Origin of the sequence: Streptomyces sp. NPDC096012, from assembly GCF_040426375.1 — a bacterium.
In the GTDB taxonomy this organism is placed as follows: Bacteria; Actinomycetota; Actinomycetes; order Streptomycetales; family Streptomycetaceae; genus Streptomyces.
In genome coordinates, this window is the sequence record NZ_JBEOTD010000003.1 from 353,696 (window position 1) to 367,944 (window position 14,249).

At 68.6% G+C, this 14,249-nt stretch carries 7 protein-coding genes and 1 pseudogene; 5 read left to right on the forward strand and 3 right to left on the reverse strand.

Annotated elements, in window-relative coordinates; all coding sequences use genetic code 11:
* A partial coding sequence (locus ABVB68_RS05665; protein WP_503006018.1) for a cupredoxin domain-containing protein occupies positions 1-553 on the reverse strand: 553 nt, incomplete at its 3' end.
* A 777-nt stretch (positions 554-1,330) separates the two neighbouring features.
* Here ABVB68_RS05665 and ABVB68_RS05670 point away from each other — a divergent pair.
* The 4 genes and pseudogenes from ABVB68_RS05670 to ABVB68_RS05685 all read left to right on the forward strand — a co-directional run.
* A complete protein-coding gene (locus ABVB68_RS05670) occupies positions 1,331-2,299 on the forward strand; it encodes a multicopper oxidase domain-containing protein (protein ID WP_353599737.1) in 969 nt (322 codons plus the stop codon).
* Positions 2,300-2,685: 386 nt separating this feature from the next.
* Positions 2,686-6,636 (forward strand): ThuA domain-containing protein, encoded by a 3,951-nt coding sequence (locus ABVB68_RS05675; RefSeq protein WP_353599738.1) that lies wholly within the window; start codon positions 2,686-2,688, stop codon positions 6,634-6,636.
* A gap of 272 nt (positions 6,637-6,908) precedes the next feature.
* Entirely contained in the window at positions 6,909-7,148 is a 240-nt protein-coding gene (locus ABVB68_RS05680) for a LuxR C-terminal-related transcriptional regulator (protein WP_353599739.1), read from the forward strand.
* A 507-nt stretch (positions 7,149-7,655) separates the two neighbouring features.
* Positions 7,656-8,244: pseudogene (locus ABVB68_RS05685) on the forward strand (transposase); the annotation flags it as partial.
* 204 nt (positions 8,245-8,448) lie between these two features.
* On the opposite strand, the gene ABVB68_RS05690 reads toward ABVB68_RS05685, so the two are convergent.
* Complete coding sequence (locus tag ABVB68_RS05690; protein ID WP_353599740.1) at positions 8,449-9,441, reverse strand: sugar phosphate isomerase/epimerase family protein; 993 nt, start codon at positions 9,439-9,441, stop codon at positions 8,449-8,451.
* Between the two features lie 632 nt (positions 9,442-10,073).
* Here ABVB68_RS05690 and ABVB68_RS05695 point away from each other — a divergent pair.
* A complete protein-coding gene (locus ABVB68_RS05695; RefSeq protein ID WP_353599769.1) occupies positions 10,074-12,506 on the forward strand; it encodes a PQQ-dependent sugar dehydrogenase in 2,433 nt (810 codons plus the stop codon).
* A 408-nt stretch (positions 12,507-12,914) separates the two neighbouring features.
* Here ABVB68_RS05695 and ABVB68_RS05700 read toward each other — a convergent pair whose 3' ends face one another.
* Positions 12,915-14,243 carry a class I SAM-dependent RNA methyltransferase gene (locus ABVB68_RS05700; RefSeq protein ID WP_353599741.1) on the reverse strand — a complete coding sequence of 443 codons (1,329 nt, stop codon included), beginning with the start codon at positions 14,241-14,243 and terminating at the stop codon, positions 12,915-12,917.
* Positions 14,244-14,249: the final 6 nt, after the last annotated feature.

The following is a 14,249-nucleotide window of genomic DNA, read 5'->3' on the forward strand; positions in this document are numbered from 1 at the left end:
CGCCGTCGAGCGAGTACTCGATCTTGGCCACGCCCGACTCCGCGTCCGAAGCCGACACCGTCACCGTCGCGTCGGAGACGTAGTTCCCGGAGGCGTCCTTCGTCCCCGACACAGAGGCCGACACCTCGGGCGCGGTGGTGTCGTTCCCGGGGGCCGCGGTGACGGTCAGTTCGCCCGACATCATGTGACCCGGCATCGCACAGTAGTAGTGGTAGACACCGGGGGTCAGGGTGACCTCTGCCGTGTGTCTGCCTCCGCCGGCGTCCGACGGGCTCGCCTGGATGTTGACGCTGACGTCGGTGTTGTAGTCGGGGTTGGAGGTGTCGAACGTCAGCGTGTGCGGCATCCCCGTCGTGTTGCCGGTCGCCGCGCTGTTCTCGAACACTATCGTCGCCGGGCCGGCGACCGCGGTGGTAGGGGCGGACGTATAGCCCATGTAGCCGTCCCCGGCCGTCCAGGTGAGCACCTGGGTCGGTGCCGCGGCGGCGTCGGGGCTCATCGCGGCGTACGCGGCCGGCGCGGCCAACGAGAACGCCGTGAGCACTACGGCCACCAACGCCACCAACGCCGGGTGGGGGCTGAACCGGCGCCGTGGCGCGGATCTGGAGGGGGGCGGATCGGCCTGGGCATGGAGCAGTCTTCTGAACACCGCTGCACCTTTCGCGAATCGCTTGTTGCGGTACCACGCACGGATCGGCGGTCCCGCCGGGTGAACGACCAGCCGCCGGGACGACCGCGTCGGGGCCCGTCCGGCCGGGTGCCGCGCGGAGCTCGGTCCGGGGCGGCGACGGCGCACGGTCCGTCACCTGGCGGGAGCGCCGAACTCAGCGGCACGGTCTGTCAGTTGTGGGTGACCACCGGGGCGTGACGGCGGCGACCGCCGCGGTCACGCGAACGAGCCGGCGAGGTCCGCTCCGCCCCGTGCCGGAGCGTTGACGCCACGGGCCGCGTGGGGCTCACCCACCTCTCTCGGATTGCGCCAACGATGGGAAGCTAACGCTCTTTTGCCGACTCGCCAAGGTCTATGACCGCAACTCAACCGACTTTGACCTGAGTCTGGAAAAACTGGAGAAGCACCGTTACGGTGAGGCCGTTCCGAGGTGCAGTCCGCCTCGCCGAGCCGAGCCAGTCTCGGCCGTACCGCCGCACCCGCCGGCCGGACGCCCCCGATGGGCGACGGGCCGGACGACTCCTCCGCCCGCCCCGCCGGGCCGAACGCCCGGCGCACCACCGCAAACCGTCGCGTCGGGATTCTGTACTGCCCGGGGCGGCGCACCTCACGACCACGAAACGCCTTCAGGCACCGACGCCTGTCGCGGATTGGAGAGCGATGACCGACTCAGGCGTAGGCGTGCGACGCCTCTTGTCCCGGCGATCGTTCGCCACCTCAGCTGTGGCGGCGGCCGTCGCTCCCGCGGTGCTCGGCGGCACCGCCGCTGCCGCGCCCTCGGACAAGCCCACTGCGGAAGACCAGGGCGGCGAGGTCCGCAACCTGACGCTGTACATGGAGAAACTGCCGAACGGGGAGATGGGCTACGGCCTCCACCCCGGTCAGGCGACGATTCCGGGCCCGCTCATCGAGCTGATCGAGGGCGACACCATGAACATCGAGGTGGTCAACAACCTCGACGTCGCCGCCAGCCTGCACGTGCACGGCGTGGACTACGACACCGCGAGCGACGGCACCAAGATGAACGACAGCGTCGTCCAGCCGGGCGGCCGGCGCACTTACGTCTGGCGCACCCACGCCCCGGGCAGACGCCACGACGGCACATGGGAGGCCGGAAGCGCCGGCTACTGGCACTACCACGACCACAACGTGGGCACCGAGCACGGCACCGGCGGGATCAAGAAGGGGCTGTACGGCCCCGTGGTGGTCCGGCGCAAGGGCGATGTGCTGCCCGACAAACGGTTCACGGTCGTGTTCAGGGACATGACCATCAACAACAAGATCGCTCCCGACACCCCCACCTTCAAGGCCGTCCGCGGCGAGCGGGTGGAGTTCGTGGTGATCACCCACGGCGACTTCTTCCACACCTTCCACGTGCACGGCCACCGCTGGGTGGACAACCGCACCGGGCTGCTGGAAGGCCCGCAGGACGTCAGCCGGGTCATCGACACCAGGACCACCGGCCCCGCGGAATCCTTCGGGTTCCAGGTGATCGCCGGTGAGCGGGTGGGCGCGGGCGCCTGGATGTACCACTGCCACGTCCAGAGCCACTCGGACATGGGGATGTCCGGGGTCTTCCTGGTGACCGAGGCCGACGGCACGGTCCCCGGTGGCGGCATGCCCATGTAGCCCGGGCGACCCGTGCCCGTCCCGTTCCCGCCCCCGAAAGCCACGCCCGTCGGATCTGACCAGACGGTCTGACGGGCGTGTACCACCCTGCCGCCGGTCGGTCGGCCCTGGGCCGTGAGGTCCCGGGCGTCCGCGACCTCACCGGCTCCGGCGCCCAGGCCGTCTCGGTACGTCCTGATGGCCGATCCGAATCCGCCTCGCCCGGCACCTGCCGTGTGAGGCCCGTGCGGCAGCCCTGGCTCCACCCCCCTGACCACTCTTCCGTTGTCGGATCGAGTCAAGGAGCAACAATGGGCCGAAGAGACCGGTTCACCCTGTCACGACGAAGTGGAGCACCACCGTCGCGTTCCGCGCGAGCCCACCGCCAGGCGCCGCCCTGGCGACGCATGGTCGTCCTGCTGTCCAGCTCGGCGCTGGCACTGGGGCTGTCCACGCTGCCGGCCGTGCAGGCACAGGCGCAGTCACCGTCCGGACACAACGACCAGGATGCCGGCGCCGACGCCGCGGTGAACGTCCTGGTCTTCCACGGACCGTCCGATCAGCAGGACGATCCCGTCACGACCGCCGTGTCGACGATCAAGGAATTGGGTCAGAAGAACGGTTTCTCCGTGGATGATTCGGATGATCCGTCCGTCTTCACCCCCGACCGCCTGGCCCACTACCGGGGGGTGGTCTTCCTGTCCGCCAAGGGGGTGTCCCTCACCTCCGACGAGGAGTCCGCGTTCCAGGCCTACGTCAAGAGCGGCGGCGGCTTCGTCGGCGTCCACGACGCCGCGCGCGCGGACGCCGACTCCAGCTGGTTCACCGGCCTGATCGGCACGCGTCCGGCCGCCAGCCTTCCCGCCTCCGAGAAGGTTTCGGAGGTCACGGCGAGCGACGAGAACCCGCCGAACGAGACGAAGGACAAGCTGTTCGACGGCAGCAACACCACCAAGTGGCTGTCTCATCAGTCCACCGGCTGGGTCACGGCGAAGATGGACCATGCGGTCGCGGTGGCCCAGTACGCGCTGACGTCGGCCAACGACTACCCGGGCCGGGACCCCAAGGACTGGACCCTCCAGGGCTCTCAGGACGGCAGTACCTGGAAGACGCTGGACACCCAGACCGGCCAGAGCTTCCCGGACCGTTTCCAGACCAAGCAGTACAAGTTCTCCAACACCACGGCCTACCAGTACTACCGGCTGAACATCACCGCCAACTCCGGTGAGCCGCTCATTCAGTTGGCCGAGCTGCGGCTGTTCGGCGCCGACCCGGCGCCCGCGCCGGAGACCAAGGTGCAGCAGGCGGTCGTGGACGTCACCGACCGGCAGCACCCGGCGAACAAGGGCCTGCCGCTGAGGTGGACCCGGTCCGACCAGTGGATGAACTGGGACCCGAACCCGAACGGCAAGGTGCAGACGGTCGCCCAGGTCGAGGAGAACTCCTACGACGCGGGGCCGGCGGGCAACGGCCCGTTCCACCCGGTCTCCTGGTGCCGGGACTACGACGGCGGCCGCTCGTTCTACACCGGAATGGGCCGCACCGAGGACAGCTACACCTCGGACACCAAGTTCCAGAGTCATCTGCTCGGCGCCATCGAGTGGACGACCGGCATGGTCCGCGGCGACTGCCAGGCGACCATCGCGTCGAACTACTCGGTCGAACGGCTCACGGGCAAGAACCAGCAGGGCCAGCTCGACCAGATCGGTGAGCCGCACGGTCTGACGATCGCCCCCGACGGCAAGGTCTTCTACATCGGCAAGGCGGCCTGCCCGAGCGGCCCGATCCCCGACTGGAACGACCCCACGGTGGGCCTGGGCTGCGGCACGATCCACCAGTGGGACCCCAAGACCAAGGAGATCAAGCTGCTCACCACGCTCGACGTGATGGGCAACCGGGGCAGCGGCGACGAGCTGGTCAAGAACGAGGAGGGTCTGGTCGGCATCACGCTCGACCCCAAGTTCGAGCAGAACGGCTGGATCTACGTCTACTGGATGCCGCACGAGTCGGTCGACCGCGACAAGCAGACGGGTCAACGCACCGTCTCGCGGCTGACCTACGACTTCAAGGACCAGTCGATCGACAAGAGCACCCGCAAGGACCTGCTGCACTGGACCGCCCAGATCCACAGCTGCTGCCACACGGGCGGCGGCATGACCTTCGACAACGACGGCAACCTCTACGTCGGCGTCGGTGACGACAACTCCTCCCAGGGAGCCGGGGCCGGCTACTCCGGGAACAACTGGACCAAGGACTACAAGGGCCTGTCCTTCCAGGACGCCCGCCGTACGGCCGGCAACACCAACGACCTCAACGGCAAGATCCTGCGGATCCACCCCGAGCCCGACGGAACGTACACGATCCCCAAGGGCAACCTGTTCACCGGCCAGGAGGAGGGTGGCGGCAAGACCCGTCCGGAGATCTACGTCATGGGTGTCCGCAACATCGCGCGGATCGCCTGGGACAAGGCCAACAACTGGCTGACCGCGGGCTGGGTCGGCCCCGACGCGCCGACGCCCGACCCCGAGCTCGGCCCGGCCAAGTACGAGACCGCGACCATCATCACCTCCGCGGGCAACCAGGGCTGGCCGTACTGCATGGGCAACAAGCAGCCGTACCGCGACCGCAGCAGCACCGACGCCAGCGTGCTGACCGGCTGGTACGACTGCGACCACCCGAAGAACACCTCGCCCCGCAACACCGGACTGGTGGACCTCCCGCCGATCCGCAACAACATGATCTGGTACTCGCCGCAGGGCGGCGGCGTGGTCTACCCGAAGCGCAGCGACGGCAGCGGGCTGCCCACGTACGTGCGGAGCGACGAGAAGTACACCGAGCCCTACCTCAAGGGCGGCGGCCAGGCCATCATGGACGGCCCGACCTACCACCGCTCGGAGGCCGACACCAACAGCGGTGTCGCCTGGCCCGCGTACTGGGACAACAAGTGGTTCATCGGTGACGAGTCCAACGCCAACAACCGCGTCGCGGTGACCGTCGATCCGGACAAGGTCAAGGACCAGGGTCCGCCGGCCTTCGGCGAGGACCTCCGCCAGATCCTCCCCGGCGGCATCGGGGACAACAAGGTCCAGAGCTGGATGGACGCCAAGTTCGGCCCGGACGGCGCGCTCTACATGCTCGACTACGCCGGCGGCTTCTTCAGCCTGGACCCGAACCAGAAGCTGGTCCGCGTCTCCTACCACGGTGGGCCGGCCACGCCGAACCCGAGCGACGCCTCGGGGCGCCCCGTCGCGCAGAGCAAGCCGCGGACGATCCAGTTCTCGGCCGAGAAGGCGGGCGGCGTCTCCTGGGAGTGGGACTTCGGCGACGGCAGCAAGCCGTCGCACGAGGCCAACCCCACGCACACCTACGCCTCTTACGGCACCTACCACGCCACCCTGAAGGTGGCCTACGCCGACGGCGAGCACTCCACCGGGAAGATCGACGTGACGGCGGGCTGCACGGCGCCCGACGGCCGTTCCACGGTTTGGCTCCTCGACAGCGACACCGGCGTGGCCAACCACAAGGTCGGCGGCGGATGCACCGTCAACGACCTGATCGACGACGAGGGCACCTGGCCGAACCACGGCGCCTTCGTCAGCCACCTCAACGATCTGGTGGACCAGTTCCGCAAGGACGGCGTCATCGACAACCGCGAGGCGGCGACGCTCAGCAAGGAAGGTGCCCAGTCGCCCATCGGCAAGACACCCGGATACAAGCCCATCTTCGACGGGTCGGCGACCAGCCTCGCTGGCTGGAGCCAGGCGGGCGCGGGCCAGTTCTCGCTCAGGCCGGACGGCACCATACGCAGTTCCGGCGGCATGGGCATGCTCTGGTACAGCAAGCAGCAGTTCAAGGACTACTCGATCCGGCTGCAGTTCCGGGATGTCGCTCCGGACGGCCACCGGGCCAACAGCGGTGTGTTCGTGAGGTTCCCCGATCCGCGGACGCCGCTGGACCAGCGGCCTGAAGGCTGCAGCACGCAGGGAGCGGCCCGCACCGCTCCGGAGTGGGTGGCGATCTACTGCGGCAACGAGATCCAGATCTACGACGGCGACACCGGTGAGCCCCAGAAGACCGGCTCGGTGTACAACTTCGACCCACGAGACCTGGCCCAAGCGAAGGTCACCCCGAAGGGCCAGTGGAACGACTACGAGATCCGGGTCGTCGGGCAGCACTACACGATGATCCGCAACGGCGTGGTGATCAACGAGTTCGACAACACGCCCGGCAAGTCGTCGTCGCGTGCGGGCGATCCGCCCACGGACCTGCGTCAGTTCGTCAGCGGCTACGTGGGGCTGCAGAACCACAGTGACAACGACCTGATCGAGTTCCGCAACATCCGGGTGCGGAACCTGTAGCAACGAGCGGTCGGTGCCGGGCTCGGGGCGGTTGCCCCGAGCCCGGCACTGGCGCGAGTCGTCGTGAAACCACGCACCACAAACCTTTTCATGTAAAGCACATCAATACAGCGGCGCAACCCTTGACCGTGCGCACGCGATCAGTTACCCAGGCTACTTGAACGTTACAAGCGATTGACGGCCCCACGGTCGATCACGGGTTGTGGCCTCCGATCCGGACGGCGGCCTCCCCCGAGTTCCCTGCCGGCCGCACTCGGCGAAGGAGGACGGAAGTGTCCACGCTCAGCTACGAGACGGACCGGCGGACCCAGCCCAACAACCCGTGTCTGCGCAGCGAGGAGGTGCACCTGCTGTCACTTCTGGCAACCGGCCTGCCGGTCGAGTCCGTCGCCCGACGGCTCCACGTCTGTCCCCGCACAGTGCGACGACGGTGCCGAGGCGTGTGCGACAAGATAGGCGTCAGCAGCGTCATCGAGGCCGTCGCCTGGGCGGCGCGGCGCGGACTGATCTGAACCCGCCGCTGCGGCCCCTGAAGTCCCGCACCGCGCTCCGCCGCGCCCTGTCCCGCCTCGGGGCTGCGCAGGGCGCGGAAACGTAGGCGCGGTCGGACGCGGCTGTCCCCGCACGAGTGCCACGGGCGGCCGCGACCCAGGGCGCACCTACAGGGTTGCCGTAGGCCGGCTCACGTGGGATCGGCAGGTCACCGGAGGGGGGGCGGCAGCGCTTTTCGAGGGGACTTCTTGATCGCATCCTGCCCGCGCTGAGCGGATGCCGCATCGTCGCTGCCGTCGGCGTGCTGTACGTCCTGCTGCTGACACTCGGCACAAGGATGGGCGTGTCGTTGGTCGGGGTGCGGTGACCCGCAAGGGCGCTCCAGTTGCCAGGACCGCGTCTCGGTAGCCGACAGCCCGTCTACGCTTCGCGACCTTCGTACGGGGTGATGCAGGTGTGCCTGATGGGGTGGACTGTTCGAGGTCGAGCCGGTCGAGAAGAAGCAATCGCAGGACCGTCCGGCCCGGGTGGACAAGCGGTCGCGGGTGTTCGACCCGCATCAGGCCCTGCTGCTGGCCCGTCGGTGGACGATTGGCTGCCTCAGGACCACCTCGCCCGGTTCGTCGCCGACCTGGTGGACGAGGTGCTGGACCTGGGGCCGGTCCTGGCCGACTACACCGACAAGCGCGGCTGCCCGCCCTACGATCCGCGGCTGATGCTGCGCCTGCTGGTCTACGGCTACCCACCGGGGTTCGCTCTCCTCGCGGGCGATCGAGCGCAAGTGCGCCGACGACATCGCGTTCCGGTTCCTGGCCGCTGACCAGGCCTCGGACTTCCGCTCGATGTCGCGGTTCCGCCCCCGTCACCTGGACGCCCTCGCGGACCTGTTCACCCAGTCGCCGCACCCTCGCGCAGAAGCTCTGCATGGTCAAGATGGGTCGCGTCGCCCTGGCCGGCCCACTCTCGAAGCTGACGCCTCCAAGCACAAGGCGATGAGCTACGGCCGCCCGGTCGACAAGGAGGAGCGGATCGAGGCGGAGACCATGCGGCCTGGAGGCCCAGGCCACCGCCCTGCCCACAGACGCCGCGGCCGGCGACACCGCCGAGGACCCGAGACCATCCACCACAGCCTCACAGGCGCCGACGGGGCGACCGCGACCGATCCCATCGATCGCGATCAGCAGGCCCTTGCTCTTCTCCGACCCACGCTCATAGCCAGCACGACCCAAGCATTTACAGGGCCATGACAAATAGCAATCCCCGTCCCCCGCTCACCCGGCACCAACCGGGAAAACGGGGGCAGAGGACGCTGACGGCAAGTCAGGAAAGCAGGTCCGCGAGCGCCGCGTAACTGCGCTGGGCGGCACCGAGCGAGCCGGGCGGGTTGGGCTGGGTGTCGGGGGCGGTGTCCTGCTCCCAGATGCCGTGGTGGTTGCCGAAGGGACCGATCGCGTGGATGAAGCGCTGGTAGGGCATGTCGCCGGCGCCGAATTCGGTCATGTCGTAACCGTCACCGACGTTGGGGTCGGACTTGCCGTCCTTCATGTGGAACAGCGTGTATCGGTAAGGGTGGTTGCGCACGTACGCGGCGGGGTCGAAGCCGGGGTAGCGGAACTGGCCGACGAAGGCCCAGTACACGTCCATCTCGAGGTAAACGTGGGCGGGGTCGGTGTTCTGCAGGAAGACATCGTACAGACGCACCGCCGGCTGGTCCTTGGCGAAGGCGAACTCGCCCGAGTGGTTGTGCTGGTAGAGCTTGAGACCGCGCGCCGACGCGGCCGCGCCCCAGCGGTTGAAGTCCTCCGCGGCCGCCTGGTACCCGGCGACCGTGGGGGTGTCCGAGGGGGCGTTCGGGGTCCCGATGTTCGGCATGCCGAGGATCTGGGCGTTGTCGAGCTCCTGCTGCAGGTTGCTGCGGAAGCTGCCGATGCCGATGTGGCTGCCGATGGCTCGCAGGCCGTTGTCGTCGAGCAACGTGCGGACCTCCTGGACGGTGATCTGCCGACCGAGGATGGAGGGGTCCTGGGTGTATCCGGCGAACTCGATTTCCTTGAAGCCCATCCGCGACAGTTCCTCGAAGACGACGCGGAAGCCGAGTTGGTAGACCTTGTCGCGGACGCTGTAGAGCTGGATGCCGATGGCGTTCTTGGGGATGCTCAGGCTGGCGCCGTCGGGCGGGGCATCCGGGGCGGGCGTCTGGGCGGCGGCGGGGACCGCGCCGGCGAGGGTTGCCACACCGATGGCCACGGTGCCTGCGGCTGCCGCGCGCAGGAAGCCCCTGCGGTCGAAGTCATGGGCGAACTGACCCATCATCACTCCTTCGTTGTGAAGCGCCTGGCCGCGGCGGTGCCGCGGTGAGGGACTGTCAAGGGGAGCCGCCCTCGCCCGGTGTCCGGGCGGCGAGTGGTACAGGCGTTCATCGGCCTGAACGTCTGGCGGACAGGCGGTCGGCGGAACTGGTAGCGGGGCAACCGGAGTCGGGCTCGGTGGGCGAGGGCGGTGCGGGCTGCCGAGACGCAACTCCCCGCAGCTCGCGCGATGGCAGCAGGAGCGCCTCGACGAGTCCCTGGAGGACGAAGAACGCCTGAAGCCGTCGATAGTTGAGCACAGCCCTTGGCTACTTTTCACTATATGAGCAAAAGATGTGTCCACTTCAGGGCGCAAAACGCTGCTACTGAGCAGTACCTCCTTGACGAGCCATGGTCATGGAGCCACGCTCATGACGCTTCACCAGGGGGCCGCAAACCCTCCGAGCCCTCTCTTCATCCCACGGCCACCCGCCCGCCCCCCGATTGCCCGGCTCACGCCGGCCTGGGCATCCGAACCCGGCCGGCCGGCCTCGCGCGACGCGACCGCTCGTGCGACGTCCATCGCAGTGCCCCAAGAGAGGTAGGCAGTACGTGCGTAAACCAGTAAGCCGAGTACTCACCGCCACGTTGAGCACAGTGCTCAGCGTGGGGGTCGCGGTGGTCGGATCGACGACGTCCGCGCATGCGCGGACCCAGGCATCGGAGAGAACGGCCGCGGCCGCCTCCACCGCCGTGACGTCCGACTTCCAACAGGTCACCCTGGCCAAGGGACCGGACCAGGTGGGCGAGCCGATGGGGCTCGCGGTGCTCCCCGACGGCAGCGCACTGCACAGCTCCCGCGACGGCACCGTCTACCACACGACTCTCGACGGTCTCACCGACGTGGCGGCGAAGCTTTCGGTCTACACCCATGACGAGGACGGGTTGCAGACCATCACGCTCGACCCGCACTTCGCCAAGAACCACTGGGTCTACGCGTACTACGCGCCGAAGCTCGACACCCCCATGAGCAACGCCCCGGACAACGGAACGGCCGCCGACTTCGCGCCCTACAAGGGCTACAACCAGCTGTCCCGGTTCACCTTCACGGGCGGCAAGCTCGACCTGTCGAGCGAGAAGAAGATCATGCGGGTCAACACCGACCGCGGTCAGTGCTGCCACGTCGCGGGTGACATGCACTTCGACGGCAACGGCAACCTGCTGCTGAGCACCGGCGACGACTCCAACCCGTTCGACTCCGACGGCTACGACCCCATCGACCGGCGACCGGACCGCAACCCGGTCTACGACGCCGAGCGCTCCACGGCCAACACCAACGACCTGCGCGGCAAGCTCCTGCGGATCAAGGTGCACAACGACGGGACGTACACGACCCCGGACGGCAACCTGTTCCCGAAGGGCACCCCCAAGACCCGTCCCGAGATCTACGCGATGGGCTTCCGCAACCCCTTCCGGTTCAACGTCGACAAGGCGACCGGCGTGGTCTACCTGGCGGACTACGGCCCGGACGCCGGGAGCGCGAACCCGCTGCGCGGGCCGGAGAACACCGTCGAGTACAACCGGATCACCAAGGCCGGCTACTTCGGATGGCCGTACTGCATAGGCAACAACACGCCGTACACCGAGTACGACTTCGCCACCGGCAAGTCCGGCAAGACCTTCGACTGCGCCCACCCGGTGAACGACGCTCCGCTCAACACCGGCCAGCAGCACCTGCCGCCTGCGCAGCCCGCCTGGATCTGGAACCACTACGCGGGGAACCCGCAGTTCCCTCAGCTGGGCGGCCAGGGTGCGCCGATGGCCGGGCCCGTGTACCAGTACGACTCTTCGCTGAACTCCTCGGTCAAGTTCCCCCAGAGCTACGACGGCAAGTTCTTCGCGTACGAGTTCAGCCAGCACTGGGTCAAGCCGATCACCTCTGGCAGCGACGGAAAGATCCAGTCGATCGACACGCTGACCGACGGGAACGACTGGGCGAAACTGGTCGAGCCCATCGACACCGAGTTCGGGCCCGACGGCTCCCTCTACGTCCTCGACTATGGCAGCGCGTGGTTCGGCGGATCGCTGGACGCCGCCCTGTACAAGATCGAGTACTCGCCGGGTGACAAGGCGCCGACCGCGGTCATCAAGACCGATGCCTCCTCCGGCAAGGCGCCGCTGGCCGTTCAGTTCGACGGCACCGGCTCGACCGACCCGGAGAACGACAAGCTCACCTACGCGTGGGACTTCGACAACGACGGCAAGGTCGACTCCACCAGCCCCAACCCCACCTTCACCTACACCTCGAACGGCCAGTACCACGCCAAGCTCACAGTGACCGACCCGAGCGGCAGGACGGGCGTCGCCGCCCTCCTGGTCACGGTGGGCAACACCGCACCGGTCCTGTCGTTCGCCCAGCCGCCGAACGGTCTGACGTTCAAGGACGGGGACCAGGTCGCGTGGAAGATCAACGTGACCGACCCGGACGGCACCCCGGTGGACTGCTCCAAGGTTCAGGTCAACTACTCCCTCGGTCATGACATGCACTCCCACAACCTCGCGCAGGCCACGGGGTGCAGCGGCACCTTCTCCATGACCACAGCGGGCCACACCGACGCCGACGACTTCTACGGCATCTTCACCGCCAGCTACACCGACACCTCCCCGACCGCCGGCGTGCCCGGCCTCACCGGCACGACGCAGATCGTCCTGCAGCCCAAGGGCAGGCAGGCGGAGGTCTTCCGCACGCAGTCCGGCGTGCAGACGAGTCCCGACGCCAACGCTCAGGCCAAGGTGGCGGTCACGTCGATCGACAACGGTGACTGGATCGAGTTCGACCCGTACGACCTCCAGGGTGTGAGCAAGATCGACTTCCGGGCCGCGTCGAACGGTGCCGGCGGCACCATCGAAGTCCACACCGACGCCCCCGACGGCCCCCTGGTCGGCACAGCGACGGTGGGCGACACCTCCGGGGCGTACACGACGGTCAGCGCGCCGGTGACCGACCCGGGCGGGACGCACAAGCTGTACTTCGTCTTCAAGGGCGGCAGCAGCGACCTGTTCCGCCTGGACTCCTTCACGATGAGCTGACAGGCAACAGCCCGTCCCTGCCCCGCCGAGCCGTCACCGACAACCCGGCGGGGCAGTCGTCGCCAACGGGTCGACCCGGAACAGATCAGAGGGATGGCCGACAGTCTTGGAGATATTGCAGAGGGCATCCCCATCAGCCGCCCCTGCCGAGAGGGGCCCACTCGACAAGGCTCTGGGCATCACCATCAGCCACGAACATGCAACGAGGACCGCGACCCTGAGGTCGAGGCCCTCGTCATCGTATGGTCAGTGGTTCTGTCCGAGGAGCGAGTTGACGGCCGACGATACGTGACACAGGGGAAGCTCTGCCTCGGAAACCGCTGCCAACGCATCCCAGTAATCGACGCACCGCGCCGGCTTTCGCGCTGCTGGCCGTCGGAGCGATCCGAGCGCGGCGCTTCCCACAGGTCAGAGACCCTTTGCAGCGGGCTCCAAAATAGCCACGCACTCCACGTGCGAGGTCATCGGGAACAGGTCGAACGCCCGCAGCGTCCGTACCCGGTAGCCGCCCTCGCGGAAGTAGGCGAGGTCCCGGGCCAGGGCGGCGGGGTCGCAGGCGACGTAGGCGATGCGGCGGGCGCCGAGGGTCGCGAGGTGGGCGACCGTCTGGCGGCCGGCGCCCGCGCGGGGCGGGTCGAGGACGACGAGGTCGACCTCCGTGATGCCGGTGCGCGGCAACACCGACTCGACCTTGCCCTGCTCGATGCGCACGCGGTCGAAGCCGGCCAGGTTGTGCCGCGCGTCCTCCACGGCCCGCTTGCCGGACTCGATGCCGAGGACCGCGCCCTTCTCGCCGAGGCGGTCGGCCAGCGCGCCGGCGAAGAGCCCGACGCCGCAGTAGAGGTCCAGGGCCATCTCGCCCTTGCGCGGCAGCAGGCCCTGCATCACGGCCTTGACCAGGGTGTCGGCGGCCTGCGGGTGGACCTGCCAGAAGCCGCCGCTGCCGACGCGGTAGGTGCGGTCGTCGGCCCGCTCGCGCACGAACGCGCGGCCATGGACGCGGTGGATGCCGCCGTCCTTCTCGTCGACGCGCATGACGGAGACGGGCCGGTCGAGCTCGACCAGCGGCAGCCGGGCGCCGGGACGCGGCTCCAGGATCACCATGCGGTCCTGGGAGCCGGTGGCGGCGATCGCCTCGACGGAGGCCATGCCGGACCAGTCCCGGTCCTCGATGCCCAGCTCGCTGACACCGGCCGCGGCGATCATGCAGTGGTCGATCGGCTCGACCTCGTGCGAGCGGTGGCGGCGCAGGCCGGCGTTGCCGTCGGCGTCCACGGCGTACTGCATCCGCGTCCGCCACTGCGGCACCTGGCCCGCCGGCAGCTTGTCGCCCTCGACCGGCATCACCGTGCCGTCCCAGCCCGCCTCCTCGGGCGTGAGGCCCGCGAGCCGCTTGAGCTGCTCGGCGATCACCTCGCCCTTGAGACGGCGCTGGGCGCCCGGCTTGGCGTGCTGCCAGTCGCAGCCGCCGCAGCGGCCGGGACCGGCGAACGGGCAGGGGGCTTCGATGCGGTCCTTGGAGGCCTGCAGGATCTCCACCGCGTCCGCGCGCAGGAAGCGGGCGCCCTCCTCGCCCTCGGTCACCCGGGCCACCACCCGCTCGCCGGGCAGTGTGTGCCGGACGAACAGCACCTGGCCCTCGGAGGTACGGGCGATGCAGTGGCCGCCGTGGGCGACGGGGCCGATCTCGACCTCGTACTCCTCGCCCACCAGCGACTTCGTCGGTTCTGCCTGCATGGTGGG

Excerpts from the sequence above, each read along its gene's own strand:
- ABVB68_RS05690 (WP_353599740.1), bottom strand. The coding sequence starts at position 9,441 with ATGATGGGTCAGTTCGCCCATGACTTCGACCGCAGGGGCTTCCTGCGC.
- ABVB68_RS05675 (WP_353599738.1), top strand. The coding sequence starts at position 2,686 with ATGGTCGTCCTGCTGTCCAGCTCGGCGCTGGCACTGGGGCTGTCCACG.
- ABVB68_RS05670 (WP_353599737.1), top strand. The coding sequence starts at position 1,331 with ATGACCGACTCAGGCGTAGGCGTGCGACGCCTCTTGTCCCGGCGATCG.
- ABVB68_RS05700 (WP_353599741.1), bottom strand. The coding sequence starts at position 14,243 with ATGCAGGCAGAACCGACGAAGTCGCTGGTGGGCGAGGAGTACGAGGTC.